The organism is Paenibacillus lacisediminis (assembly GCF_046567315.2).
Genome location: NZ_JBKIAX020000012.1, coordinates 49,164 through 76,113 on the forward strand (window position 1 = coordinate 49,164; position 26,950 = coordinate 76,113).

At 50.7% G+C, this 26,950-nt stretch carries 25 protein-coding genes, 3 pseudogenes and 1 riboswitch; of the genes and pseudogenes, 7 read left to right on the forward strand and 21 right to left on the reverse strand.

Features of this window, described 5'->3' with window-relative positions; all coding sequences use genetic code 11:
* Positions 1–81 precede the first annotated feature (81 nt).
* A riboswitch (cyclic di-GMP riboswitch) is annotated at positions 82–171 on the reverse strand.
* 216 nt (positions 172–387) lie between these two features.
* Both ACLD72_RS21525 and ACLD72_RS21530 read right to left on the reverse strand, forming a co-directional pair.
* Positions 388–1,377, reverse strand: coding sequence for an aldo/keto reductase (locus tag ACLD72_RS21525; RefSeq protein WP_411001959.1), 990 nt, complete (start codon positions 1,375–1,377; stop codon positions 388–390).
* Between the two features lie 350 nt (positions 1,378–1,727).
* A complete protein-coding gene (locus ACLD72_RS21530; RefSeq protein ID WP_411001960.1) occupies positions 1,728–2,153 on the reverse strand; it encodes a hypothetical protein in 426 nt (141 codons plus the stop codon).
* A 216-nt stretch (positions 2,154–2,369) separates the two neighbouring features.
* Here ACLD72_RS21530 and ACLD72_RS21535 point away from each other — a divergent pair.
* Positions 2,370–2,802, forward strand: a pseudogene (locus ACLD72_RS21535) (NAD(P)H-dependent oxidoreductase).
* A 268-nt stretch (positions 2,803–3,070) separates the two neighbouring features.
* On the opposite strand, the gene ACLD72_RS21540 reads toward ACLD72_RS21535, so the two are convergent.
* The 5 genes from ACLD72_RS21540 to ACLD72_RS21560 all read right to left on the reverse strand — a co-directional run bounded on the left by ACLD72_RS21540 (position 3,071) and on the right by ACLD72_RS21560 (position 7,980).
* Complete coding sequence (locus ACLD72_RS21540; RefSeq protein WP_411001961.1) at positions 3,071–3,457, reverse strand: winged helix-turn-helix transcriptional regulator; 387 nt, start codon at positions 3,455–3,457, stop codon at positions 3,071–3,073.
* Positions 3,458–3,587: 130 nt separating this feature from the next.
* On the reverse strand, positions 3,588–5,348 hold the full coding sequence (gene dhaK, locus ACLD72_RS21545) for a dihydroxyacetone kinase subunit DhaK (protein WP_411001962.1): 1,761 nt from the start codon (positions 5,346–5,348) through the stop codon (positions 3,588–3,590).
* A 114-nt stretch (positions 5,349–5,462) separates the two neighbouring features.
* Entirely contained in the window at positions 5,463–6,770 is a 1,308-nt protein-coding gene (locus tag ACLD72_RS21550; RefSeq protein WP_411001963.1) for a hypothetical protein, read from the reverse strand.
* Entirely contained in the window at positions 6,763–7,320 is a 558-nt protein-coding gene (locus tag ACLD72_RS21555) for an RNA polymerase sigma factor (protein WP_411002061.1), read from the reverse strand. Before ACLD72_RS21555 ends, ACLD72_RS21550 begins: the two co-directional genes overlap by 8 nt.
* A gap of 78 nt (positions 7,321–7,398) precedes the next feature.
* Positions 7,399–7,980 carry a TetR/AcrR family transcriptional regulator gene (locus ACLD72_RS21560; RefSeq protein ID WP_411001964.1) on the reverse strand — a complete coding sequence of 194 codons (582 nt, stop codon included), beginning with the start codon at positions 7,978–7,980 and terminating at the stop codon, positions 7,399–7,401.
* A gap of 173 nt (positions 7,981–8,153) precedes the next feature.
* On the opposite strand from ACLD72_RS21560, the gene ACLD72_RS21565 reads away from it, so the two are divergent.
* Positions 8,154–9,086 carry a ketopantoate reductase family protein gene (locus ACLD72_RS21565; protein ID WP_411001965.1) on the forward strand — a complete coding sequence of 311 codons (933 nt, stop codon included), beginning with the start codon at positions 8,154–8,156 and terminating at the stop codon, positions 9,084–9,086.
* 79 nt (positions 9,087–9,165) lie between these two features.
* The gene (locus ACLD72_RS21570; RefSeq protein WP_411001966.1) at positions 9,166–9,891 is read left to right on the forward strand and encodes a type II toxin-antitoxin system prevent-host-death family antitoxin; all 726 of its coding nucleotides are present in this window, start codon (positions 9,166–9,168) and stop codon (positions 9,889–9,891) included.
* 33 nt (positions 9,892–9,924) lie between these two features.
* Here ACLD72_RS21570 and sstT read toward each other — a convergent pair whose 3' ends face one another.
* Entirely contained in the window at positions 9,925–11,175 is a 1,251-nt protein-coding gene (sstT, locus tag ACLD72_RS21575) for a serine/threonine transporter SstT (RefSeq protein ID WP_411001967.1), read from the reverse strand.
* Between the two features lie 249 nt (positions 11,176–11,424).
* On the opposite strand from sstT, the gene ACLD72_RS21580 reads away from it, so the two are divergent.
* Positions 11,425–12,087, forward strand: coding sequence for a TetR family transcriptional regulator (locus ACLD72_RS21580; protein WP_458476153.1), 663 nt, complete (start codon positions 11,425–11,427; stop codon positions 12,085–12,087).
* Positions 12,077–12,613, forward strand: a complete 537-nt coding sequence (locus tag ACLD72_RS21585; protein WP_411001969.1) for a GNAT family N-acetyltransferase — start codon at positions 12,077–12,079, stop codon at positions 12,611–12,613. Before ACLD72_RS21580 ends, ACLD72_RS21585 begins: the two co-directional genes overlap by 11 nt.
* Positions 12,614–12,634: 21 nt before the next feature.
* Here ACLD72_RS21585 and ACLD72_RS21590 read toward each other — a convergent pair whose 3' ends face one another.
* From ACLD72_RS21590 to ACLD72_RS21620, 7 genes and pseudogenes are all read right to left on the reverse strand, one after another.
* A complete protein-coding gene (locus ACLD72_RS21590; protein ID WP_411001970.1) occupies positions 12,635–13,756 on the reverse strand; it encodes an NAD(P)/FAD-dependent oxidoreductase in 1,122 nt (373 codons plus the stop codon).
* A 21-nt stretch (positions 13,757–13,777) separates the two neighbouring features.
* Complete coding sequence (locus tag ACLD72_RS21595; protein ID WP_458476154.1) at positions 13,778–14,518, reverse strand: hypothetical protein; 741 nt, start codon at positions 14,516–14,518, stop codon at positions 13,778–13,780.
* A 208-nt stretch (positions 14,519–14,726) separates the two neighbouring features.
* Positions 14,727–15,434: a stalk domain-containing protein gene (locus tag ACLD72_RS21600; protein ID WP_411001972.1), complete on the reverse strand. Its 708-nt coding sequence runs from the start codon at positions 15,432–15,434 to the stop codon at positions 14,727–14,729.
* 24 nt (positions 15,435–15,458) lie between these two features.
* Complete coding sequence (locus ACLD72_RS21605) at positions 15,459–16,676, reverse strand: WD40 repeat domain-containing protein (protein WP_411001973.1); 1,218 nt, start codon at positions 16,674–16,676, stop codon at positions 15,459–15,461.
* Positions 16,677–16,843: 167 nt separating this feature from the next.
* Positions 16,844–18,382 carry a sensor histidine kinase gene (locus ACLD72_RS21610; RefSeq protein WP_411001974.1) on the reverse strand — a complete coding sequence of 513 codons (1,539 nt, stop codon included), beginning with the start codon at positions 18,380–18,382 and terminating at the stop codon, positions 16,844–16,846.
* The gene (locus ACLD72_RS21615; protein WP_411001975.1) at positions 18,379–19,077 is read right to left on the reverse strand and encodes a response regulator transcription factor; all 699 of its coding nucleotides are present in this window, start codon (positions 19,075–19,077) and stop codon (positions 18,379–18,381) included. The genes ACLD72_RS21610 and ACLD72_RS21615 overlap by 4 nt, the downstream gene beginning before the upstream one ends.
* A 253-nt stretch (positions 19,078–19,330) precedes the next feature.
* Positions 19,331–19,516, reverse strand: a pseudogene (locus ACLD72_RS21620) (hypothetical protein); the annotation flags it as partial.
* A gap of 315 nt (positions 19,517–19,831) precedes the next feature.
* Here ACLD72_RS21620 and ACLD72_RS21625 point away from each other — a divergent pair.
* Both ACLD72_RS21625 and ACLD72_RS21630 read left to right on the forward strand, forming a co-directional pair.
* A pseudogene (locus ACLD72_RS21625) lies at positions 19,832–20,122 on the forward strand (IS1595 family transposase); the annotation flags it as partial.
* Positions 20,123–20,196: 74 nt separating this feature from the next.
* Positions 20,197–20,991 carry an RIO1 family regulatory kinase/ATPase domain-containing protein gene (locus ACLD72_RS21630; RefSeq protein WP_411001976.1) on the forward strand — a complete coding sequence of 265 codons (795 nt, stop codon included), beginning with the start codon at positions 20,197–20,199 and terminating at the stop codon, positions 20,989–20,991.
* A 379-nt stretch (positions 20,992–21,370) separates the two neighbouring features.
* Here ACLD72_RS21630 and ACLD72_RS21635 read toward each other — a convergent pair whose 3' ends face one another.
* The 6 genes from ACLD72_RS21635 to ACLD72_RS21660 form a co-directional block, all read right to left on the reverse strand.
* Positions 21,371–21,922, reverse strand: a complete 552-nt coding sequence (locus ACLD72_RS21635; RefSeq protein WP_411001977.1) for a hypothetical protein — start codon at positions 21,920–21,922, stop codon at positions 21,371–21,373.
* A gap of 341 nt (positions 21,923–22,263) precedes the next feature.
* On the reverse strand, positions 22,264–22,410 hold the full coding sequence (locus tag ACLD72_RS21640) for a hypothetical protein (RefSeq protein ID WP_411001978.1): 147 nt from the start codon (positions 22,408–22,410) through the stop codon (positions 22,264–22,266).
* A 406-nt stretch (positions 22,411–22,816) separates the two neighbouring features.
* Positions 22,817–24,247, reverse strand: a complete 1,431-nt coding sequence (locus ACLD72_RS21645; RefSeq protein ID WP_411001980.1) for an NAD-dependent succinate-semialdehyde dehydrogenase — start codon at positions 24,245–24,247, stop codon at positions 22,817–22,819.
* A gap of 13 nt (positions 24,248–24,260) precedes the next feature.
* Complete coding sequence (locus tag ACLD72_RS21650) at positions 24,261–25,952, reverse strand: thiamine pyrophosphate-binding protein (RefSeq protein WP_411001981.1); 1,692 nt, start codon at positions 25,950–25,952, stop codon at positions 24,261–24,263.
* 17 nt (positions 25,953–25,969) lie between these two features.
* Positions 25,970–26,800 carry a nitroreductase family protein gene (locus ACLD72_RS21655; protein WP_411001982.1) on the reverse strand — a complete coding sequence of 277 codons (831 nt, stop codon included), beginning with the start codon at positions 26,798–26,800 and terminating at the stop codon, positions 25,970–25,972.
* Entirely contained in the window at positions 26,797–26,949 is a 153-nt protein-coding gene (locus tag ACLD72_RS21660) for a hypothetical protein (protein ID WP_411001983.1), read from the reverse strand. Before ACLD72_RS21660 ends, ACLD72_RS21655 begins: the two co-directional genes overlap by 4 nt.
* Position 26,950: the final 1 nt, after the last annotated feature.

Consider the following 26,950-nt stretch of genomic DNA (forward strand, 5'->3'; position numbering starts at 1 on the left):
TCCCGATTTTCCCGCTGAAAATAAAGAAAGCCTATCCCCGTATAAAGGCACAGGAACAGACTTAGACTCCATCTTGTTTCCTTCGGCAACCTGGCAATCATGGCTGTTATACACAACTTTAGACCCATGGCTTTGTGTCCACCACTTTCGAGGTGTTTACGATTAAACGGGAAAATAAGTAAATTGCTATTCATTTTTGAGCGTGTGCCGATTGGATACTTCTAAGCTATATTACCTACAACCCCCTCACATCCCTAAAACTATTTTCATTTCCTAAAATACCCTATTAGAACTAGTTTTACAAGTATTTTTCTACTTTTTTCTACCTTTTTCTACTTTTTTCTATTTAATCTCGGTCAAACGTACCGGAAAACTATTTTTCTCAGGTTATTTCATTTTCAGCACCTGTTTGGAAACATGACTAACCTGCTCAAGCTCACCAGCCGTCAAAGTAAACCGCATCGCCTTCGCATTTCCTAAAGCATGATGCACTTTTGATGCCCCTGGAATCGCAAATACGTTTTCTCCGTGAGCGTTAATCAACCAATTCAAGGCAATCTGCGTTGGCGATACGTCATACTGCTGAGCCAACTGGGCAAGTGTCTCAATCAGCGGTCTTGATCTTTGCAGGCCCGATTCCCTAAACGCTGCAGTCCACTTGCGCGGACCCGTGATCTCCTTGACCAGAGACGGATTTTCGTGGAATTTCCCGCTTAAGATCCCCTGCTCCAGCGGAGAGTAAGCAATGATCGCCACACCGAGCTCTTTGGCCGTATCCAGAATTCCGTTCTGTTCGATTCTCCGGTCGAGAAGACTATATTTCACCTGATTTGAAGCCAGGCGAAGACCATGCTCTCGCAGGACCTGATCGGCTTCCCGCATTTGTGCCGCGGAAAAGTTGCTGACACCCACATGCTTAATTTTTCCCACCTCGGCTAATTTAGCCATTGCCCTCATCACGGCGCCGACCGATGAAAAGGAATAAGGCGAATGCACCTGGTAAAGGTGAATCGTCCGCTGATGCAGCCGGCGGATGCGTTCATCAATCGTCGCGGGAATGCTGCTTGCGGTACGCAAGGCCGGCCACCATTTCGTAGCGATATGCGCCTGCTGCGCGAGCGGCCCGCCGAGCTCCCCGAGCGCGCCGGCCAGCAGTTCTTCAGACTGTCCCCCACCATATGCTTCGGCGGTATCAAACCAATTGATCCCGCCTTCCAAGCTGGTCTGTATGATTTGCCGCATTTCCTCCTTGCTTAGCGCCGGCCAAAATTTGCCAACCACTCCCTTTCCGTTGCTGAACTGCCAGCAGCCAAGTCCAAGCGGCGACAGCATTAAATCGGAGTTGCCCAGCTTGCGCAACCGCAGTGAATCTGTCATCGTTATCAGCCCTTCCAAAAAAAAGTTTACATTCAAATAATTTCCTGCTTGTTTAATTATATAGTAAAACCTGTTATTCCTTCCTGGTTTTACTTGACATTTGTATACTCCGAGACAACGATAGGTGCTCGCCAGCCCCCGTTCGGGACTTTTCACCCTAGAGATGGGAACCCTGCTGAGCGAACTGCGAAAAGCCGGTGCGCAACCAAGTCGCGCACCGGCTTTTCGTTTTAGAAACAATCAATCCGCCCTTTCAGGCAATCTTAATTCCAACTTGTCCAAGTCAACAATAAAACCATTCGTCTTCAAAATATCCAAACCAAGCTCCTCCTTGTTGAAATAAAGCTCAGTTAAAACTGTCTTGCATTAACGCTTAGATCGTATTTGGCCCCAGTTCTATTATAAGTGTAAATCTTCCAATCTCCGCTTAAGCCGTCGGCAGCGAGCTCTTGATAACTTACCGTTTGTTGTTTACCCGGCCCTAATTCATAATCAGATAGCAACTCGACCCCATTGCGGCTGATTTCTAAGTAAACGGATGAAGCGGAGTTGTTTTTCACCCAAACCTCCATGTTTTTACCGTATTCCGGTACGGTTGTAAACGAGCGGGTATACCCGCTGCCGCCCGATTGACGAACACCATCGATCAGAATTACATCCGTCGGATCACTTGCAACCTGATCATCCGTATCCTTAATAGCAGATGCTGACGCCACGAAAGTAAGAAACAACATAGCTGCTGTGAGAAATAATGCAGGAACTTTTAATTTTTTCATGCTCTCAATCTCCCAAGTTTTCAAAATAAGATATGTAATAAACATACTGCTCTTTATTATACAAAATTTCCTCGCACAAAATATAGTTCAATCCAGAAACCGGAGCCCATCAACACTCACCTTTTGGTAAGTTGCTGTACTAAAAGTGCATACTTACATATTTACAGCGTCCCCATTATACTCAAAAAATAAATCATCCTTAAGGAGGACAAAGCTTTGAGAACTCTTGTTATCGTAACCCATCCCAACATGGAAGAATCCGTCATCAATAAGCGATGGGCAGAAGAACTCCGCAAATCCCCGGAGAAATATACCGTACACGAATTGTATAAGGCATACCCTGACGGGAACATTGAACCGAAAAAAGAACAACAGCTCATCGAATCGCAAAATTGCCTTAGCTGTGTCCGCCGGAATCAGAAAGGAAGATTACAGTAAAGAGGGGAGATATCGTTACACCCTTGAGCAATTACTAACTCCATTTGAAACGACCTTCCTATACTGCAGCGCGGACTATCGTTCGTTTTTTGCATACTATGGCAAAGAAAATGAACCCGGCGGAAATGAGCCCGGTGCAGAAAATGTAACGCAGGTAGACGAGTTGGAAAAAAGCGCGCGCGACTACCTGAATTTCATCGATGGCCTATGAGAAAAGACCACCGGGGAAGTTCGTACCGGCGGTCTTGTTTAGAATTTTCACCCTCTATACGGGCCAGCGAAAAACATAAGGACAAAAAATGTCGCTATTTCGACGATATCATCCATTTTGAGCGCAATAGAGACATTTTATGTCGCTATTTTCCCCCATCGCCAGGGAATGCCCGCGTTCTGGGCCATTCACAGGAAAATAAGGACCAAAAATGCCGCTAATGAGGATGAACACGCCTGGCTCCGGATCATAAGTACATAAAGTTCCGCTATTTTGCAGGCCCAACCGACACGTTCGTCGTTCCAGCAGCCGGAAAGCCGTTCAAGCTGTTCTCCTCCCCCCATTCGCACATCATATTTAACAGCGGGAGGAGAGAATGACCGCGTTCGGTTAAGGAATATTCAACTTTAGGCGGCACTTGGGGAAAATCCTCGCGCTGGATCAGGCCGTCGGCCTCCATCTCTTTTAGCATAACGCTCAGCGTTTTAAAGGGAATGTTCCCGATACTTCGTTTCAGTTCGTTATGCCGCATGACCTTGTTTTCGGCCAGCCAGTACAGGATGATCATTTTATATTTACCGCCTATTACGGACAACGTGTATCCAAAGCCGGTGTCTTTTAGCGCCACGCCGGATGGAACGCAGGTTTCGCGCATCAATTACACTCTCCTTCAGGTTAAGCTTCCGCTCTAGCTTCGCCTTTGATGTTAACGCGGTGGATGTTCGGTTTGTACGCCAAGCGATCCTAGCCCGCCGGAGTGCACGGAAATGCGCCGCAACCTCCGCTCACCGCATCGCGCGCGCCAGCTCCGTGAAGATGACGCCGAGCGCATACGCGCCGGCATCCGGGTAACCGAGGCTGCGCTCGCCAACGGCGCCGGCCCGGCCCATGCGGGCGACGATCGTCTCGGTGTGCTTCGCGCCCTCCACGGCCGCTTCCGCCGCCTTGGCCGCCGCGCTCTTCAGATCGTCGCCGGCCCCCGCGCTGCGCTCCCACGAATCCGCGAACGGAACCAGCGCGTCGACCAACGTCTTGTCGCCAACGACCGCGCCTCGGCCAAAGGAGCGTTCACCGGTGGCCTGGATGCCTTCCACGGCCGCCTGCATCATGGCCGCGAACTCCGCCGCCGAGAGGGCCGTGCGGTCGCCGGCGTATTTGCCCGCCGCGCGGAACGCCGAGCCCCAGATCGGGCCGGACGCTCCTCCGCAATGCTCCATAATCACCAGCGAGCAAGCCTCCAGGAAGCCGCCAATCGTGCCGGCGTGATGCTCGATAATCTCCGGCCATTCCCGCTTCAATTGCTTGAAGCCTTTGGCCACGCTCATGCCAAAGTCGCCGTCGCCGGCATGCGCATCGAGCTCGCAGAACGCGACTTCATGTTCAATAATAATTTCGCTCATTTTATCCGTCAGATAAATGATATTGCGCAGCGTAAACGCGCCGTTCCCGACCTCTGCATCCGCCGGATCGGTCTCACAGCGGAAAGACGGCTCACGCTGTTCCGCCACGTCCGTCGCCTCTTCGGCCGGCAGCGGCGCGAATGGTCCGCGCACCTGCAGCGCCGGCGTATCGCATTCCGCTTCCAGATACCGCTTCAACTCTTCGTCCAGCCTCATAAGCGTGACCGAAGCGCCGGCCATATCGATGCTGGTCATATAGTTGCCCGCAAATAATTTAAAAATCGACTGGCCCCGGCCGCGAATCTCACGCACAACCGCGTTCGCCAGCACATAAAGCTCCTGCAGCGGCGAAGCGCCAAATCCGTTCACGAGCACCACCAGCTCCTCCTTGCCGGAACCGCCATCCAGGTTCATGTCGCGGTACAAATCGTCAACCATCTTGCGCGCCAATTCGTCCGCCGAAGCGATTTTCTCCCGGCGAATGCCCGGCTCGCCGTGAATGCCAACGCCGTATTCGATCTCATCCTCGCCGAGCTCAAAAGTCGGCGTACCCTTAGCCGGCACCGTGCATGACGTCAAGGCGAAGCCGATGGTGCGCGTGTGTTCGATCGCCTTTTGCGCGGCCGCCTTCACTTCGGCCAGCTCCAGCCCCGCTTCGGCAGCGGCGCCGGCGATTTTGTGCACAAGCACGGTTCCGGCCACACCCCGGCGGCCGACCGTGTACAGGCTGTCCTCGACCGCAATATCGTCATCCACCTTCACATAATCAACCTGGATGCCATCTTCAGCCGCGAGATGAGCCGCATTTTTAAAATTCATCATATCGCCGCTGTAATTTTTAATGATCAGCAGCACGCCTTTACTCCCCGCGGAAGCTTTGATCGCCTGATAAACCTGAATCTGCGACGGGGAAGCGAACACATCGCCGCAAACCGCCACATCGAGCATCCCCCGCCCGACGAATCCGGCATGGGCCGGTTCATGCCCGCTACCCCCGCCGCTAATCAAAGTGACTTTGTCCTGGTTCTGTTGTTTTCTCTTCACAATTTTGTACTTGCTGTCGAATTCCAGTTCGGGATGGGCAAGCGCGAGACCCCGCCCCATTTCCCGGACCAGCGTTTCCGGCTTGTTAATGATCTTCTTCACGTTTCAATCACCCTTTATGCTTGATTTTCTACCGCTACTCAATGATCAATGAACGACCTGAAAAAATGGAAAAAGCTGTGGGCCTCGCTTCATTATACAATATATGGCGTGCACTCAAAAGTTATCTTCGAACGCCGCTGTCGCCACGTTGAACACCGCCCCGTCATATTTGTAACGCAGCCGGATCGACACCGGGAATTCGGCCGGCGACACCTGGATCGGCACCAACGCATACAGGGTATTTCCTTCTATGGAATATCTAACAATGCTGCCAAGTGCCGGCTGGTCCATCCAAAATCCGGCATCCTCTTCCTTGTAATCGAACGTGCGCGTATCGCTGCCCAACGTAAATCGATACGTGCGCTTGCCCGCTTCTGCCGTCATGCTTGATTCCAGCTTGGATTTCGCCACCAGCACCGGATCCGCTGCAGATACTTCCGTTAAATCACTTCTGAGCAGCTTCAGTGCCGATTCGTATACCCCGGTTCCGTATCCAGTCGTCAAGATGACGGCCAGCACCTGCCCTTCCCTGCCTTCAGCCAGCAGTAGCGCCACTTCCGGATAATAGGATTCGTTACTTACGTTGCTCCAACCGCCAAACGTTTTGTCCGCATTGCCATACTGGACACGGATCGAACGAATCATCCCCTCATCCTTGTGCAAGGTTCCCGTAATCTTCAAACCAAGTGCGGAATCCTTTTTCAACAAGACGGTTTCTCCTCCGCCATGGTCAGCCTTTCCTTTATCCAGCGGCGTCCCGGTTTCATCCGTAATTACTTGCTCGATGCGCGAGATTTTTTGCGTATCGGTGCGGATGTAAACGTCAATCGTTTCTTGATAAACCGTGGGAATCGAATCCCGCAGCCCCAGCCGGAGCGAATACACGGTTTGTGCATCCGTGGTGCTGATCGAATCGACGTACACTTCATATACCCAAGGACTGGAGACGTCGTAACGTTCCAGCGCCTGGTTGACCTCGGGATTTTCCCAAATGTCCGGCGTCGGGCCGCCCCACACGCCAAGCTGCCGCTGCAAAAGCGCTTTGGCCAGCGTCACGAGCGTGCGGTCGCTATCCTGCTTGGCCGCATTTTCCGCGGAATTCCACCAGTCGAAATCCCCACCTTGCCCTGGCTCAAAACTGGAGCGAAACGTCTCTCCTCCCTGGGTAACTGAACCCGGGCCATTGCCGGAAGGAAGCGGTACAGGCTCCGACCTGCTGCCGAACCAAATGCCGCCGCCCAGCACCAGAAACAGGGCCGGAACGATCACCACGACCGCTTGAATCCATGCTTTCCGGGAGCGTTTCTTTTCCGCAGCTTGCAGCCTTCGCTCGACCCGCTCCATCATGTCGGTCCTAAAACGCCGCTGCTTAAAAGGCGGTCTGGCCAATCTTTGATCCCATTCCTGCTTCCATTCATGCATCCTCGTTCGCTCCTTTCCATGCGGCGGCAAGCTTCTTTTTGGCCCTGTGAATCCTTGACCTCACCGTACCCGGCGAAAGGCCCGTTATCGCGGATATTTCATCCATGGACAACTGGTGGTGCACACTCAACACCAGCGGGTCGCGAAACTTGCCGGGCAGCTTCAATACTTGCCGCCACAATTCGTCCGCCGCTTCCCGCTCCAAATATTGCGATTCGGCGGATGGCGAAGACAGTGAAGACACTGCCCCGCTTGGCCCATCACCCGGCGAACGCTCGCCAAACAGCACCACTTTACGCAAAAAAGCCCGCTTTTGATAGGATAAGGCGGTATTGCGCGCGATTTTCAGCAGCCAGGTTTTGACGGAAGCCTCCCCGCGAAAAGAGGCATAATGTTGATATACTTTAATAAACACATCCTGCGCGACATCATCCGCCGTATGCGTATTCCCGGTGATGACATAAGCATAGTTCCATACGTCCTCCCCGTACGTTTCCATCAGCATCCGAATGCCAGGTACGCTCATCTCCGCAAGATGCTCTAGCTGCATCTCCCTCAAGCTGTTCTCCTCCCCTTTACCCAAACAGACTCCTTCCAGGCAGGGAAAGTTCCCAAATTGGCACAAAAATTACTCCTTCACCTTAAACCCTTCCACAAATTCCGGCAAAATCAAATTCTGCTCCAGGATCAGCAGCAACTGCTCAACCATTTCTTCCGGAGTGTAGGGCATCGCTTGGACCATCCACCACTCCATCAAACCGGCGGTTGCGACGGCCAGAAACTGGACGAGAATCTCCGGTTTGATCCCCGCGCCGATGCCGCAGTTTGTGATGATCTCTCCAATTCTCCGCTCCATCATCGCCTGCATCCGGTTGCGGAATACGGGAACCCCTTTGCTCGTCATGAGCGTGGAATAGATGGAGGCGTTGCGCTGCAAAAATTCAAACGTACGCAGCAGTAAAGCTTTTACCGACACCTCATTTGGCTCCCCGTCGGGCAGACAGGTTTCATTCAAAAGCTGCAAATACGTTTCGATGCATTGATCGAGCAGATCGTATTTGTCCGTGAAATGCAAATAGACCGTTCCCCGGTTCACATCGGCCCTGTCCGCGATTTCCTGAATCGTGATTTTTTCAAAGCTTTTTTCCCCCAGCAACCCGACAAAAGCTTCCATAATGGCCTGCCTTGTTTTTGCGATTCGTCTGTCCATCACTCACTTTGCCCCTCTTTTTTAGACATTTGCGATAGCATTTGTTGAATTCTCAACAGAATCAAAAATATTACCGATTGATACGGGATTTCAACGGATGTTAAGGTGATTGTAATCAACAAACGTTATTTTTTCAACAAATGTTCATTCAATTGGAAGGTGAGGAGAGAAATATGAGAGTATTGGTTTACGGAGCTGGCGTTTTAGGAAGTTATTTGGCCCATGTTCTTGTGCGCGGGGGCAATCAGGTCACCGTATTGGCGAGAGGGAAACGGGCAGAGGAATTGGAGCGGGATGGCCTCGTCATCCGCCATTACTTTCAGCGGAAAACGACGGTGGATCAGGTGCGCGTCATTCGGACACTGGAAGCGGGCGATATTTACGATCTCATTTTTGTCGTTATGAAATATTCCGATTTTCCGGCGGTCCTGCCAATTTTGGCCGCTAACCGGAGCAGCAACATCATCATCGTTGGCAATAACACCGACGCCCGCGACATGCAAAATTTCCTAAAGGAGCATAGCGAAACTCCCAAAAATATCGCTTTTGGATTTCAACTTAGCGCTGGAACCAGAGAAAACGGCCAAACCGTCTGTATCCGCGGCGGCGGCGGGCAGATGGTGCTTGGAGGATTGGATGGTCCGATTCCCTTTAATGCCGACCTTGACCTGGCGTTTGCGAATGTAAAATACAAACTCATCTATCACGATAACATCGATGCTTGGCTGAAAAACCATATCGTCCCCATTTTGGCGCTCACTTACGCCGTAACCATCCATGAGCGCCGGATGAGGAAGATTGCTGGAGACAGCAAACTGCTGCGGCAGATCGTCGCGGCCATGGACGAAGGCTTTCGCGTGTTGGAAGCCCAGGGTTATCCCCTGGTACCGGCCGGGCAAGCTTCATTTATCCGTAAACACCCCACGCTAATGCGTTTGTTTTTAAAAATATATCACCTGCTGCCGGCCAGCCGGCTGGTCGATGGTTCCGCCTACGAAATTGCCGCTTTAAGCAGCGTATTCCGCGTGTGGAAGAACAGGTCTAACGCCTCTACTCCCAACTGGGATATCCTCGAGGAGCAGTTTCTAGCGAAAGGCCCTTTTTGAAATTAGCTATTTTCCATTGATAATCGCCAAAAAATTAGCTAAAATAAATCTATAAATTAGCTAATTCGAGGTGAACCTTATGCGCGTTTCTTCCACCGATATGCAAAACAATTTCGGAAAGTATTTAAAGTTTGCGGAGGCGGGTGAGGAAATCATCGTGACAAAGAACGGCAAGGATGTAGCCAAATTGACGACGTTCACCGGGGAGGTTGATGATCCCTTCCTTAAGGAGGAAGCGGCCAGATACGAAAGCGGCGATTGGGTGACTTATGAGGAGTTTCTCCATCTGACTGAGATGGCTGAACAACGTTTCGAACTTATCGACGGCGTCGTCTATAACCTTGCCTCTCCTTCTTACAAGCACCAACAAGCGGTAAATGAACTACACGGTACGTTTTATCTTTGGTTTAAAGGAAAATCCTGTACACCGCTGACCTCCCCTTTTGACATCACGCTGAAGAAGTCAAAAACGAATATTTGTGTCGTACAGCCGGATTTGGTTGTCATTTGCAACAAAGATCAAATCAACGAGCTCGGCAAATATATGGGCACGCCGGAACTGGCTGTTGAGGTGCTGTCTCCTTCCACACGAAGCAAAGATTTGATCCAAAAGCTCGAATTATACCGGAAATGCGGCGTGAAGGAATACTGGATCGTCGATCCGATGAAGGAGCAAGTGACGGTGTTCACTCTGACTGACGGCGACATCGCGGATATAGCCTATTATTCGAAACCCGGCGACCAGTATGCGGAATCCCAGCTTTACGAGGGCTTGCGCGTTTCGCTGCAGGACTTGTTCGCCTAATCCCCGGCTCGTCAACAAAAAGCAGGGGCCAGCCTAGGCTCCTGCTTTTTTGTCCAGATATTTTCCCATTGTCTTTATGCCTTCTTTGCGTTTTTTGGCATATTCCGCCGTTGCCGTGAACAGCACATCGGAAGATGAATTGAGCGCCGTTTCGAAAGAGTCCTGCAATACGCCGATGATGAAACCTACACCAACGACTTGCATGGCAAGATCGTTGGAAATGCCGAACAAGCTGCAGGCCAGAGGTACAAGCAACAGCGACCCGCCGGCCACGCCTGAGGCGCCTGCTGCAGATATGGCGGAGAGTACGCTAAGGATCAGCGCCGTGCCAAAATCCACTTTTACGCCCAAGGTGTGAACAGCCGCGAGCGTTAAGACGGAAATCGTCACCGCCGCCCCCGCCATATTAATCGTCGCGCCCAAGGGAATAGACACCGAATACGTGTCTTTATCCAGCCCCAATTTTTCGCATAATCTCATATTGACCGGAATGTTGGCCGCGGAACTTCTTGTGAAAAATGCCGTAATCCCGCTTTCCTTTAAGCAACTGAACACGAGCGGATACGGATTCCTGCGGATGTTCAGATAGACGATCAGCGGATTCACCACTAGCGCCATAAACAGCATGCATCCAATCAATACGAGGAGCAGCTTCCCGTAATTGAGCAAGGACGAAAGACCGTTTGCGGTAATGGTGTCAAACACAAGCCCCATGATCCCGAACGGTGCTAATTGAATGACCCATCTGACGATTTGCGATACGGCGTCCGAAAATTGGGTGAGCAGGTTTTTCGTAGGATCGCCAGCGCTTTTTAGCGCCACGCCAAGCAGGATCGCCCAGGCCAGGATGCCGATATAATTGGCTTCGATCAAGGCTTTTACCGGGTTGTCCACCACCTGGAACAGCAGGCCCTTCAGCACTTCGACAATACCGCCGGGCGGAGTCAGGTCTCCGCTGCCGCTAGCAAGCGACAAACTTACCGGAAAAATAAAACTGGCTACAACCGCGATTAATCCGGCCAAAAATGTGCTTAATCCATAAAGGACAAGAATCGATTTCATGTTCGTTTGACTGCCCTTCTTATGGTTCGCAATGGCAGCCATGACTAGGAGCAAAACCAATACGGGAGCAACCGCCTTCAAGGCGGATACGAATAAGGTACCGAAAATAGCAATCCCCGTTGCACCTGGTACGGACAGAGCCAAGCCAATCCCCACGATAATTCCCAGAAAAATTCGATTTACGAGACTCATTCGATTCCACTTGAGTAATAATGTTTTCATTTTCTCCTCCGGGTTTAAATTATGAAAAATATCACCGAGCACCGCCGCGACGCTGTAGCGAGACATAGCGTTAGTTTATCACGTAATTTGGCGGTTGTGCGCGGGTGGAAATATCTGTTTTATTAATTTTCACAGAACTTTCAATTTTTGGTTGCGGCGGTGAAAGCCATTGAAAACGACATTAATGTCGTTTATAATGAATCAAACAATCAAAACGACACATATGTCGGTTTTAGCGAGGTCAAGCCTATGGCTCCAAAAGTAAGCGAGGATTACAAAAAACAAAAGAAATTGGACTTGTTGCAAGCGGCGAAACGGGTTTTTGTCAACAAAGGCTATACCCGGGCAACCATGCAGGACATTATCGACGAGGCCGGAGTATCGCGAGGCGCTTTGTACGCCTATTTCGGCAGCATAGAACACGTTTATCTGGAACTGCTGCAGCATGAAGATCAGCGAGATGTACATTACTTCCGTACGGATGGCGAAGGAACGTCCTGGGAACAGATCGTTCGTTGGATCTTGGAGCGGCGGCGGGAAATGGAAACGATGGACCAAACGCTGTTGCTGGCCAATTCGGAATTTTTCTTGTCCGCCAAATATCAAAAAGACAAACCGGGATACCTCTATACCGTAGCAAGATACGAACAGCTCATTGACGCGTTAACCGGCTTTTTGCGGAGAGGAACCGCTCGAGGCGATATCTCCCCCCGCCTTCCCGTGGAATCCATCCCCCACTATTTCGTCACGTTTATCGATGGGTTGATGATCGATTCCGCTCACCTCGGTTCCGAAACCACGAAGATGAACGAGCAAATCGAAGTCCTGTTGTTTACTATGAAAGCCCTGCTTTGTCCGGTCAAACCAGCAAGCAATGAAAACGACAACGGAGGTAGAAATCATGTTATTTGAATCCGCGAGAGTAAGGCTGAGAAAAATGACGGAAGATGATGCCGCAGTTTACCATAAGTGGAGAAATGATCCCGAAGTGATGAGAACAACCAGTCCGTCCCTAGATCTGTTTACATTTGCCGATACCAAACAATTCGTCGACCATGTGATTTTAGGATCAAGTGCATCAAAGAGCTACCTCATTCTCGATAGGGAGTCTGAGAAGCCGCTTGGAATCACGTCACTCATACAAATCGATTGCAAAAACCGCAATGCTGAATGCATCATCGATATTGGCGACAAAGAGTACTGGGGCAAAGGTTACGGGACAGAAGCGTTGAAGCTGCTGCTCGATTACGGCTTTTTGGAGTTGAATTTGCACCGGGTATCCTTACGCGTCTTTTCTTTTAATGATAGAGCCATAAACATGTACGAAAAAATCGGATTCATGCGGGAGGGGATATCGCGCCAGACCCTCTTTAGGGAAGGAAATTGGCACGACATCATTCATATGGGCATCCTGCAAAGTGAATACGTGAAGCGGTGAAAATTCAGGCAGCCCGATTACTTATCGGCCTAGGGCTCCCTCTACCTTGTAATTCGCCAAATCAATATCGACATCCAATCCAAAAACCAGCTTGGCCAGTTGAAACCCGATATACGGTCCCATCGTTAGCCCCGATGCCCCTAAGCCATTGGCCACGTAAATGCCTGTCCAACCGGGCAAAGTGCCGATCACCGGAAGAAAGCCCGGAGTGAACGGGCGAAAGCCGACTCTCGCCTCCAAAAAGCTGCCTTCCGCAAGCCCGGGAGCATGCTCCAACCCCTTATTCAGAACCTCCTGCAAACCGCCCGCCGTAACGCGCGTGTCGAATCCTTGCGGATCGTTCTCATGGGTGGCGCCGATCACAATCCGCTGACCGTCGAAGGCCAATATATACTGATCGCCGGGCGGCATAACAACAGGCCCATGCCCCGTGTCCGCATCCGGCAAAACCAAATGAACGATTTGCGCTTTTTGATAGGTCACTTTAAAATCCACACCCAATGGCTTCAGCAGTGAATTAGCCCATGCCCCTGCGCAGACCAGGACCGCGTCGGATTCGATGAATTGGTCCTCAACTTGTACCCCGGTAACGGAAGTTCCGGCGAATCGGATTGCGGCTTCTCCGTTTAGCAGCGCAGCGCCATGCCCGATCGCGGCGCGCAGCAGCGCATCCCGCAGGGCGCGCCCATCAACACGGGCGGCCCCGCTGATATGCAGAGCGGCATAGTCGTCCGCCAGCGGAGGAAACAGCCGCTTCACTTCACCGGGATTCAGCAGCGTGATCTCGCCGATTTCCGGGGCATCCTGCCTGCGTTTTGCAGCAAGCTTTTCCAGTTGGACAAGCTTTTCAAGCTCCTTATGTAAACGAAGCGCTCCCACGCGAGCATAACCGGTTTCGTTCTCCCCGCCCTGCTCCAGCTCTGCGATCAAGGGCGGGTAAAACCGTGCCCCCTCCTTGGCCAACCGATACCAGGCTTGGTTGCGCCGCTGCGATATCCACGGGCAAATGATTCCCGCAGCAGCAGCGGTCGCCTGTCCCGGGTCTTTCCGGTCGACAACGACCACTTCCGCTCCCCTTTTAGCCAATTGATAGGCCGTAGCAGCGCCTAAAATCCCCGCGCCGATGACAATAAACTTTTGCATGGTTCAGCATCCTTTTTTGTCTTAAGTCATGATGTATTTTTCCTTACGCTGGCTAATCGCAAACAATATAATCGATAAAATCTGCAAAAGTAACATAGGAATCGCCAGCCAGAGGAAAAAAAGCGATACGATCGGCGCCAAAAGCATCACAACGGCTTCCACGCTCCGAACGTAATTAAATGGAACCATTCTTGAATGGCCTTCCATCAACAAAGAAATAATAGCGGCCACCAGCGCCATGCTAAAAAGAAGTGAAATGTATGCGGCGGTCACGGCCAGTCGGCTTAACGCGGTGTCCTGCACCAGAAACGTCACCAAGTATAAAAATGCAACCACACCCACGGCAAACATGAAAATAATCGGTTTCAGCGGGCTGAACAGTTTGGAGACCGTCTCGACCACATCCGTAGGCATCGTTAATGGAGACAGTTTTTCCTTGACTCTGTCTAAACGATCGATCTCTTTTTGGACAAGGGACAGCAGAGTATCAAGGACAAAAGCATCCTCTCCCGAATAATAATCCCTCAGTATTTGGCGAGTCTCCCTCGTAAAATACGAGCTTGCTTCCCCTAACTTTACGTACAAATGCTGCTTGGCTTGCGAATCCTCCGGGTTGTTGATTGCCTGCGCGATCGCGGCCTCAACCCCGGCGTACAAGTCCATCCGCTTTTGAATTAGCGACAACTTGGCCCGATTGCTCTCTTCCATCATGCCCTTAAATTCTTTATAAAGCCAAACGAGGGCCGCAAATGCAATAGCCATAGTCAATGACCAAACGGGAGAAAGCTTTAAATATTCTATTAATTTGTCCAACACGAACCAAACACCTCATAACCAGAGTTCTTTTGCCACCTTAGCCATTATACTATAATCTGGAAACCTGTCGAACTGAACTTTTTTTGCCGCGGAAAAAATAAAAAGGGCAACTCAGAACTGAGTCGCCTTTAATTTATCATTTCGGCTATTCTATTTATTTCAGCTTTGCTACCGTGACGGCGACCTTCTCGAGCTGTGCCTTGCTTAAGGTATGATCCGGCGAACTCAGCGTGACGAAACGGTCGTCCAGCTTGAAGCTTAAGAAAGGCGTCTCATCCGGCGTATACCATTTCGCTTCACCCCCGCCCTCCAAGGTTACTGTTTTGCCTTCGTAAAGATAAGCATAATCCCGGGGAGAAACATTTATCGTCATGTGGTTGAAGATGAGGTTCACCCCGTCATCCGAGGCGAGGGCCGACTTGAAAGCATCCCCTTTAACCATTTGCATAGGTGCATAAGGCGTCTTGAAGGATTCGAATTTCGCGAACGCATCGGTGATCTCCTTGAGTTGAGCTTTCGTGTAATTCACTTCGGTCAGGCTTAAGTTTGTGCCGCTTTCTCCGGAATTTCCGCTACCAATCAGTACCTGATGCTTTTGCGCGTTATAAGAAACCGGGACATTCAGCACCTCGGCGATTGCCCGTACCGGCAAATACGTTGTGTTGTTATAGGTAATCGGCGTTAATTTGCGGCCTTGTTGGTCGGTCAGGGAATAGGCTTTGCCATCCACCTGGATGCCGATTTGGTGATTCAGATATGCCGTAATTTTCTGTAGCTGCGTTCCTGCGTATACACCGGCTGCTCCCGTAACGGTCATGCCCAGCACGGCCATAGCTATAATTGATTTTTTCATGTTGTTCATTATTTCCATTCCTCTCTGTTCGGTTTATTTAAAATCGATAACCTGTGTAACAATAAGCGATTTTGGGTCGTCTACCGTAATCCCCAACCGCTGGCCGGACGGGCTCCAGGTTAAAGGGTACACGGGATGGGGAACCGGATCGGCAGACGCATAATACGGTGCGAGCGGCGAAACCATACCTGAATGAGTGTCGAAAATATACACTCCGTTCATGCCCTTCGTCTCCTCGGTGTAGACGTCAAACGCCAGTTTCGCGGAATCCGGGGACCAGGAAATATCGGAGATCAGGTCGCCTTTGCCGATAAGCGAGCCCTGGAGAGTCCCGGCGGAATCGTAGATCAGCAGCTCGCTGCCCTGGCCCCCACCCAGCTGGGCAACCGTGGATACGGAAATATATCTGCTGTCCGGCGAGATTTCAAAATTCCAAACATCCTGTATCAGACTAACCGGCGTCGCTTGCCCTGGTTCAAACACCTTCAGCACCTGGCGGTTGTCGGTATAATAAATCCGGCCATGACTGACGCCAAATTGCGTAAACATCTCGACCTCCCGATCTTCCAGCGGAACCATTGTCACCTTCCCGTCCGCCGCCGAGATTTGGCGGATTTCTCCGCGCCCGCTCATGGAGCCGGCCGCCAGAATATACGTATCTTCGTTCAGCCAACCGCCCAGCTCCAAATAGTTATCGCCTTTGATCTGAATCGTTTGGCCAGTAGCGCGATTTTCCACGAAATTGTCCGCCGTGTATTTGTCCTTCCATTTTTGGATGAAGCTGTACCGGCCGTCCGGCGAAATGATTTCCTTGACAAGCATGTATCCGTCCATCTGTCCTCCCCCCTCTCCGGTATTTTCGCGGCTTTGGCCGGTGTCGATATTCACGATCGAAGCCTTATATTCATATTGCGGCTCCTCCGTGGCAGTTCCCGGTTTCACCAGCTTGGTCGTCTGGATGCTGACCTCATCCTCCGACAGCCAGGCCTCAATGTTGGCCGCCTCAATCCGGTGGGTGCGAGCTACCGACACTTCCCGGCCGTCCGGCTGAATCGGTGTCTCTATGACGGTCAGCTTCCGTTTGCCTTCGGAGGAAGGCGCCGCGTTTTGACCCGTCTGCTGTCCGGTCCCGCTTGCGGCGGGATCGACCACGGTCAGCCGGGCTCCAGCCGATTGGCAAGCCGTCAAGGCAAGGGACAACGTCATTGCCGCCAAAAACTTGATGCCATAAGTCCCAATGTTGTGTTTCATCACAGGTACCTCCCGCGTTCCCGCCACAGGTGCTTTACCCAAAGACCGGTTAAAGTGAATCGGTTCGCTTTAGCTTGCCCTGTTGACTTAAGTATAGAAAGAGAATATCTCCGAAAAATATCCGACTTGTAACGATCCTGTAAACTGCAAAAAAACAAGCCCAGACTCTAATCCAAGTCTGGACTTACGCCGGCGGTTATAGTCTCCGGCCGTTCCGGCCGCTGCAGCAGCAGCGTGAGCACGAACGCGGAACCCTCCGGCCCCGTTTCGGCGAGTTCGACTGTACCGTGCTGCTTTTCGGCGAGGCCGCGCACGAGCGGCAGTCCCAATCCCGTCCCCCCGTAAGCTCTCGACCGGTCGCTGCTAACCGTATAAAAAGGATCGAAGATTCTGGTGCGTTCCTCCGCCGGAATACCGATCCCGGTATCCCGGACCGTGATCTTCATCCGGCCTTGTCCCTCCGCATCCCGCGCCGTCTCGTTGGAAAGAAGCACCCTACCGCCCGGCTTGTTGTATTTTATCCCGTTGTCCAGCAAATTCAGCATCATATGCATCAGATTTTCCGGATCGGCCCACACTGTGCCTTCCTCCAGCGCCGTTACGAGTTCGATACCGTATCCCTCCGCCTTGGCTTGCAGGCGGGCGGCCGCCTCTTGCAGCAGCGGCTTTATGTCTACGGATTGCGCATGGGTCTCAAACTCGTACACATCCATCGCGGAAAGTTTCAGCGCCTTCTCGACGAGCCCGTACAGCCGCGCCGCCTCCTGTCCGATTCGCCCCCGCGCTTCCTCCAGAAGCGCCGGGTCGTCCCGATACATTTCCAGCAGATCGGCATAAGCGAGAATCGAGGTCAGCGGGGTTTTCAACTCATGGCTGATGTTTCCGATAAACCGCTTTTGCTGCTGCTCCAGCTCGCGCAGGCGGGTAATCGCCTCGAGCAGCTTGCTTTTTTCGGCGGTCAACTGGCTGAGGGACGCGGATATTCTTCCGCTCATCTCGTAAATGCCCTGCGCCAGCTCGCCAAGCTCATCGTTCCGGCGCACTGTGGGGGCGGAAAGAAAATGGCCCTCCCCAATTTGCCGGGCGGCACCGTTTAACCGGCCGATCACATGGGCCTGCCGCCATACGTAGAGGTAGCCGAGCAGGAAGCCCCCCGCCAGCACCAACACGCCGGCAACCCCAAACAAATTTTTTATCCGATCATAAAAAGCATGCTGCTCCGCCAGCGACACGTGAAACTGGATCGTCCCGATCCGCTCATTATCGGCAAGGTACAGCGGCGCCAAGTACAGCAATTGATCCCCTTCGGTGATATACGCGGCCTTCCCTTGCGCCGTATAGGCCAAGGCATCCTGCACGTCCGCCTTCGGCTGGAACGGCAGCGAGGTGCCGGCAAGCGTTCCGTCCGTTTCATAGAGAGTCACGGGCAGGCCGCTTTGCGCGCCGAGGTCCACAGCCAGCCGCTGGCCGTTTTGCGCCAACAAATCACCCGGAGCCTTCGCGCCGCTTGTCATCGCCTCCTGGCGTACCCGCAAATTCGCGGCCTCCGCCTCCCCGGCGAGCGACTGCTCCAACCGTAAGCGTTGGTCCTCCCGGATGCCGGCCAGCACCAGCAGGCTTAGCACTGCGATGACGGAAGCCAGCAGCAGGGCCAGCAGCACGGCGGCCTTCCACTTTAGGCCAAACCGCCAGGTCCGCCGCTTCATGGGATTTTCTCCGTGCTTTTATAGCCAATGCCGTACACGGTCTGGATCACCTCGTGCCAACGGCCCAGCTTCTTGCGCAGCCGCTGCACATGCATGTCGACCGTCCGCGTTCCGCCGGCAAAGTCCATGTCCCACACCTGCTCCAGTAATGCCTCCCGGGAATAAACCCGTTCCGGATGCTGCGCCAATAAAGCCAGCAGGTCAAACTCCTTGGGCGTCAGCTCGAACTCCGCCGCCTCATCCTCCTCGTGCACCGTGCGGCTGAGCAGGTTGATCGTTAGGCCAGCCAACCGCACTTGCCCCCCAGCCTCGGCGGACCGCTCCTTCGCCATTGGGCTGCGGCGCGACAATGCTTTGACCCGGGCGATGATTTCCCGCATGTCAAATGGCTTGGTCATGTAGTCGTCCGCGCCGAGCTCGAGGCCAAGCACCTTATCGACGATATCGTTTTTTACCGTTAACAGGAGGATCGCCGGCCGCGACTCCCGCCCCTCAAGCTTGCGGCACACTTCGTATCCGCTTACCTTCGGCATCATCACATCAAGCACCATCACGTCCGGATGAAACGTATCGACGCGGTCCAACGCCTCCTGCCCATCCGCCGCTGTTTCCACCGTATATCCCTCTCGCCTGAGCGCATATGCGACAGCGTCGGAAATGCTCGCTTCATCGTCTACGACTAACACCTTGGTCATGGGAATACTCCTTTATTCTATTTAGGCTTCCTTCTGCCCGCCTGTCTCATACAACTCCAGACTAAGAATCATTTAGAATTTCGCTTATGTATGTATGTCCAAGCGGCTGGCTACGATGGAGAACTCGTTTAAATCTGTTTTTGGGGAATCCAACAGTAGACAGAGCTCGAACAGGCCGGATTCCAGCAGATAAACTTCTTCGTACAGACACAAACTACGGACTGGGTCGGCATCGCAATAGAGCGATTTCACCTCAAAAAACTTGCAACGGACCGGGCAAATATTTGAGCATATACGGCTTGATCAGCAAGAACATTTGATAGGCCTCTTCCTCGAAATCCCTGCCGTTCTCCAGATACCAAGCCTTATCTTCTGCCAAATCCTGTTCCGTTTCCGGATAAACGAGATAACCGCGTATCTGCATTTGCTCATACATTTCATTGGTAAAGTACTTTCAACGATTCCCCTCCTTGCCAACTCCCCCTTGCCTAAAGGCAGGGGATTCTTGGGAGCGGCCAGCTAAAGCTGATTCGTATCCAAGTTACACCTTCATATTATTACTGCTCTATGGCCTTTCTTTATTTTAACATTCTAAGAATGTTAATCCGAATTTTTCATCTAATCAGCCTACTCGGCTTCCTTCAGTGGTCAGTGGCAAGCCTTTGCGAACAGCCTTCTTGTCGACCTGGATCATGCCAGCGCCCTTTTTCCCAAGCACTTCAATCTCCTATCTTAGCAACATCTATTGGCAAAGGAGACCTACTTTCTGTACTCGGAAAAGGGCAAGCGAAACATCACCGAACGCAAGCCACGAAAACGAGGCGGAAAAGCCAAATATCGCGGCATAAGAAAATGACTTACTCTGGCGTTCTTGGGCGTGGTCGCATTCGGACAACGAAATTAGATGAGGCGGATGGACCGCTTCAATGGTGTTGCAACCAAATATTTGCAACATTATTTGGCTTGGTTCCGTTATATAGACAGCAAGGAATGTCACCGACACAAACACAAAGCTTCGGCTTGCTGCTTATTCTTGTTAAGCTAACTGGCAGGATACTTCAAGTGATACATTGAAATATTAGAGCGTTTTGAGAAAATGTATGTTAGGAAGGTGATGAAATGGGGCTATCTAACGAAATATTAAATTCATTTAATCTTTGTGGGGATATTATTCCATTGACTGGTGGGCAGAATACAGCAGTAAGAGTTGGTAATGCTGTATTAAAGCCTGTGGATGACATAAATCATTGTGAATGGTTACTTAATATTATTTACAATTTAAATCCTCAGGGCTATAGGTTATCTAAGCCTATTAAAAGTAAATACGGTACTTTTGTGTATAGAGGATGGGCTTGCACTCAGTATGAAATGGGCAAGGATACGAAAGGTCGAATAGAAGAAAAACTTCATGTATCGAGGTTATTTCACCGAGATTTATCTTCAATTAATTTTCATGACTTCCCTTATACTGAAAATCCTTGGTCAAAGGGTCATCGTATAGCATGGCAAATAGATGAATTGTCAAGGGACTTGCCAAGAGAGACGCGAGAAATTATTATTTCTATACTTAGAATGGTAAACCTAAAAGAGCAATATAATATGCAGATTGTTCATGGCGATTTGTCGGGCAATATTCTTTTTGACGAGGCTATGAATCCTTTAGTAATTGATTTTTCCCCTACAATTGCCCCAGTAGAATATGCAGAAGCCATTTTAGTTTGTGATTGTATAGCATGGCAAGGAAGCAAGGTTTCTGAGATAGACCTGCTACCAAATGATAAACTGTATAGAGAAATGATAATACGAGCTATTATTTTCCGTTTAACGGTTTCTGCAATTTTTTCAAAAGGTAATTTTGATAAATTTTCGAAAGAGTATGAGGCATTCAAACCCATAATTGAGTATATCAAGTAGAGTTTATTAATTGAGGACAGGTACGATAGCTTAGAAAACCGCCTTTTCAACAAGGCGGTTTTCTTATGGTCAAATAACATTGGTCACATATTATGTCATGAAGTTTAGCGAAACCACCAAGAGATACGCGCCCACTCAATTCTTCTGCACGAACAATTAAGGCTACTTTTTCTCTGTCACTAACTTCTCGTCCGCAATTACTACATGTTAACTTTGATTTATTCAACACTTCCACTCACCTCTAATCTGAATCTTCAAACTAATTTCTTTATTCTATTTGAAAAGGTACATTATCAAATAATAACACACCTTAAAATGTTAATCCGAAATTTTTAGTTGTCATCGATAAAAGGTAACGTTCTAACGTATATATCACGCCTTATAATACACCGTTCATTCCACCAAATATCCGGCCAAGAACATTAAAATATATCATGATAAAAGATAATATCAGGGATATCGGAAGAATGACCAAAATGTTCATTTTCTTTTTCGGAATGGTAAAAAACAAAACAACGATCATAATTAAATATATTCCCATAAGCAATGGTATTAAATAATAATGCTGGTGAATAGGCAAGTAGGCGTTGCGCAATTCAAACCCTTCTGACAGCAATAGTGTGATTGGAAGGGAGGAAACAATATTAGCGAACAATCCGTTTCCACGCGCATACCACATCAAATAAGCACAAACAGGAGATACCACCGCGCAAATCCCCCAAAAAACAATGGCTCTTTGTGGAAAAAAATGCAGCACCATCGTTGTGTAAGCATAATAAACGGCCAGCATCGCCCCAAAGAAGGCGAATACTTTTACAGCTGCTAGTTTCGGCGAATTGCTGAAAACCGATAATAGTGCTGCAACAAATACCCATATACCAAGACGTCCACCGATATCGTCAAAAATCGGATTGATATTCGGACTATCCACAAGTTTTGCTGCTAAACCCAAAATAACCCCGATAATAATAGCGTATATTATTGATAAAATTTTTTGTTTTCTATTTAAAATCTCTATTTAACTCTCCTCCTTTCAGCCCTTGAGCTGAAGGTGTTCAAAGAATTAATATAGGGGCTGGCAAAATAGAAAAACACCGCTTCGTTTGGTAAAGCGAGAGTGATGAGCTTCTACGATCAGACAGAAGAGGTGTCTTTCATTGTTATAGACCATCAGCCCCGACCTAAATCAGCTGCTAAGGGCGTTGAAAGCTTGAGGATAGGGAAGTGGGGTGAGCGGCAGATCAACACTCGCTGTCCGGAGACTTTGCACGATTATCCCGTTTGATCAGGTAGCAGCAAGAAAGACAAGCTCGGGAGAAAAAAATGCCCCTTCATCGCGATCAGCGCTTCCATGCAGGCCTGCTCGCTGTTATAACGGCTGCTGAATGGTTGAAGTTCCGTTCCCGCATTGATCTCCATGTTCGCTTGCCCCCGAATCACGAATTCACGAACATAAGTTCGATATTCAATTATACCAAACTAACGTTCCCTTATCAAGCCGAAAATCTCACCCGAACCGCCTCATTTTTTCCTCATCTTTTTTTGTTTTTTTCTTTTCTCTTTTTTGGAACCCTTGCTCTAGCCCCCCCTGCTCCCTGAACGATAGGGATAATCGTGCAAAGGCAGGCAACAGGCAGGGACACCAAGACAGCGTGACGGTTTGAAGTTGCTTCTAATACCATAATAAACAGATCACAGCAGCATGGAGGCAGACAAAACTTCGCGATTCAGCAGCTGAGGAGGAAAGAAATTGCCTGGATACTTGATTTATTTTATGACTTTCTGCCCGACTGCAACGCCCTAACAGCTAACCTTTCGGTACTGGTTATCCCAGGCTCATAGATATATATTTGGTCTCCAGGAACTCATCCAAGCCCCAATATCCGCCCTCGCGGCCAAGTCCGCTTTCCTTCATCCCGCCGAAAGGCGCCTGTGCCGTGGCAGGGAAGCCGTCATTCAAGCCGACGATGCCATATTCCAAGGCTTCACACAGGTGGAAGGCCTCTGTGAGCTGCTGACAGAATACATAGGCCGCCAAGCCATAAGGAGTATCATTCGCCTTCCGGATGACTTCCTCAACCGTTTCATAGGCGGAAATAGGCGCGACCGGCCCGAAGGTCTCCTCGGTCATGCACAGCATATGCTCATGAACATCCACTAAAATGGTTGGCGCCACAAAATATCCCTGATCCGGCAACTGCTGCTTGGTCCGAATGACGGTGGCTCCCTGAGCTTCAGCCTCGGCGATATGGCGTTCGACCTTTAACTTGCCCTGCTCATTAATCAGCGCACCGATTGACACATCTGCTTCCAAGCCGTTACCTACCTTCAAGGTTTCAATCGCGGCCGACAGCTTATCTACGAACGCCTCCTTCACGGAGCTGTGCACGTATATACGATTTGGACAAACGCAGGTTTGTCCGGCATTTCTGAACTTCGCTCCTACAAAATGCTGTACAGCCAGCCCCAAATCGGCTGACGCCGTTACAATAAAGGGAGCATGGCCCCCAAGCTCCAGGGATATATTCTTCACCGTCGCTGCGGCGCTGGCCATCAACAGCTTACCTACTCGGGTTGAGCCCGTAAATGAAATCTTTCGTACCCGCTGATCCGCCATCCACAGCTTGCCGATTTGCTCGGCGTCGCCGGTGAGCACATTTAGAACGCCTGCCGGTATCCCGGCTTGCTCCGCCAGCTTGGCTAACAAATAAGCGGTCATCGGTGTAAGCTCGCTTGGCTTAATGACAACCGTACAGCCTGCTGCTATCGCAGGGCTGATTTTACGCGTGATCATGGCAGCGGGAAAATTCCAGGGAGTAATGGCCGCAACAACGCCTACCGGCTGCTTGATGGCGATGATCCGCTTGTCACGATGCGACGCAGGCACCGTATCCCCGTAAACCCGCTTGCCTTCTTCCGCAAACCACTGAACAAAGCTGTTGGCGTAAGCTACCTCTCCAAGCGCTTCCGTGTACGGCTTGCCTTGCTCCTGCGTCATGGTACGTGCTATCTCTTCTTTATGCTCTTCGATGAGCGTATGCCATTTCAGCATGAGTGTTGCCCGTTCCTGCGCGGTGCGTGCTCTCCAGTCCGGCAGCGCCGCGGCGGCTGCATCAACCGCCGCAATAATTTGCGCTTCACTTGCCACCGGTGCGGCGCCAACTTTCTCAAGCGTTGCCGGGTTGATCACCGCGATATGCTGGTCCGTTTCAAGCCACTGACCACCCACAAATAGCTTGCCTGCTCCAATTTGCATTTGCTCCACCTCTTTACTTTACATATACTTCCAGAACATACGGCTTTGTCTGGCTTATGCTTAATGCGCGTTCAAGTGCGGATGCCAACTGCTCCTTATCGCGAACCGTCTCCCCCTCAACACCAAAGGACTCAGCCAGTTGCAGCATATTAGCGGCCCCTTTTAATTCTAAGGAGGGAATCGCCTTTTGTCCAAGCGGGGCGCCGATCGCTTTAAGCCCTTGCTTCAAGACATGATAGGCTTCATTTTGCACAATCAAAAAAAGCACCGGGATTCCGTACGCCACCGCGCTATAAAGAATTTGCGGATAATACAGGAAGGTGCCGTCTCCCACTGCGCAAACAACCATACGCTGTGGATCGGCAAGCTTGATGCCGAGCGCCTGACCCACACCATGCCCAAGCCCGCCCCCCTTGCCGGCCGTATAATGACGAGGCTCCCACATGTGCATATATTGAATAAACGATGCGGCGTTCGATACCGACTCATTCACTAGCGTAAAACGGCCTGCTGCAAGCTTCTCCAATTGATGGTTCAACTCATCCGCCAGCACGGAAGCCATAATGAGGTCATCAGCTTGGTCATGCCTTAGCTGCTCCTGCAAGTTCTGTCGCCGACGCGTGGATACCGCCACCGTTTCATGCCGTCTCTCCTCCACACTTTGCCGCAAAGCATGATGTTCTATCATTCCCGGCGTCACTTGCACCAGTTGCTGCAATAATTCACGAATAGAGCCCTGAAAGCCGTAGGCTATCCCTGTATTTTTGGCAATTTCCCAAGCATCCTGCTGGATGTAGAAAACCGGCTTTTGCTCCTCCACCAAATACCCTTGCCCATCCGACAGGGCTACCGGCAGTTGAACCGTTGTTCCGACCATCACTAGGGCATCGTACTGTGCATAAGTCTGTCTAATGATGCCCGCATTCATGGGAAATGTTCCTATATAATGGGCATGGCTCGAATCAAAATTTTGCCGTGTGGGCATGCCTTCAACCATTACCGGCGCACCCAGCATTTCAGCCCATTGCTGCAACACACCTGCCGCATGCTGGTCCCCCACCTGATCGCCGCTGATCAATAAAATCCGGTCATATTTCAGCAACTCACCCATGAATTGCTTAACCCCCGGCTCGGATGCATAAGCGGCCTGTTCAAACAGCCTAGGCTTCTGGATGCTTGCCGTGGTTGGCGTCAAAGAGAGATTATACGGAATGGATAAGAACACAGGCCCCTTGGGCTCCGTCATAGCTACCTTAAAGGCACGCTGCATGGCTACGGGATATTCGGCGATGCTGCGAATTTCGTGTGCCCATTTGGTCATGCTTTCTACCTGCTTCACATGATCTCCAGCCAGGATCGGCTCCCCCAGCAGTAAATCGCTATGATGCTGTCCTGCAATAATGACCAGCGGAATTCCTGCTCGATAGGCATTGTAAATATTCCCCATGGCATTGGCAAGCCCAGGGGCAACATGCACAATAGCGACTCCCGGCTTTTGCGATTGTCTGGCATAGCCCATGGCCATGGACACTGCGTTTGCCTCATGAAGTGCTGAAATATATTGAATATGCTCATACTGCTCGGCACCGTCTATAAACGGAAGCTCTGAGGTTCCCGGATTCCCGAATACATAAGGAACCTCGTACGCCGTCAGCATATCAAATAAGAGATCGCGCCCCAGCCTTTCCGATGATTGCTTATTCATGCATCCGCTCTCCCTCCCTACTTCAGTGTGAATCCATGCTCCACTAAAAATGGTGCCAGATCACGGCGAAAATCGTTGCCTCTCGCCATTCGTCTGGCCGTGTGCTCTATCCATCCGTAGTGCTCCGGCTCAGATTCAGGCGTAATTCCAGGTATGACGATCCGTCGCCCTTCATAAATGTTTGTGCTTGCCATCTTGGCATCATAGGCTTCTATTCCTTCAGCAAGCGAAGCTGCCGAGTATTCCTCGCGGTGAACAACAACTTGCAGCGGCAAGCGAGGCTTCACCTTGTTTTCGCGAGCAGGATACCCTACCGCTAAACCTACGGTAGCATAGCATAATGGAGGCAGCTTCAGCAGCTTGGCCACCTCTCTGGCTTGATTGCGAATCGCTCCTACCATGCAGCAGCCCAATCCCATCGATTCCGCGGCAGTTGCCGCATTTTGCGCAGCAAGCATGCTGTCAAAGCTGGATACAAGCAACAATTCCAAATAATCCGAGTTAAAGGGATAGCCTTGACGTTCGGTTACATATTTATGCCGGGAGGCGTCAGCACAGAAAACAAAGAAAACGGAGGCTTCACCGATAAAAGCCTGATTATCGCATAGCTTCATCAACTGTGTTTTACGCTCTTGATCTTCAATCACAATAACACTCCATGACTGAAAATTGGAGGAAGTAGGAGCACTTTGCGCCGAAGCCAGCATCATTTCTACGGCCCCTTCTTTCAAAGCACGATTTTGCTCAAAGCTCCGTACCGACTTATGCCGCACCAGTTGATCAATAACCGGATTGCGAAGCTCTTCATAGGACAAAATTCCATCTACTTCGAAACGATCTCCACTCATGAATGTTCTGTCCCCTCTAAAAATGCCGGATTCAGCACCTTTTTCATGAACACCGTCATCCCCAGTTCACGCACAGGGGCGTACGCCTTATGAAATAGGGCGTGAATTTCCTGCGCATCCTCTAAAGTTGCGATCCGAAATGTTGCCATG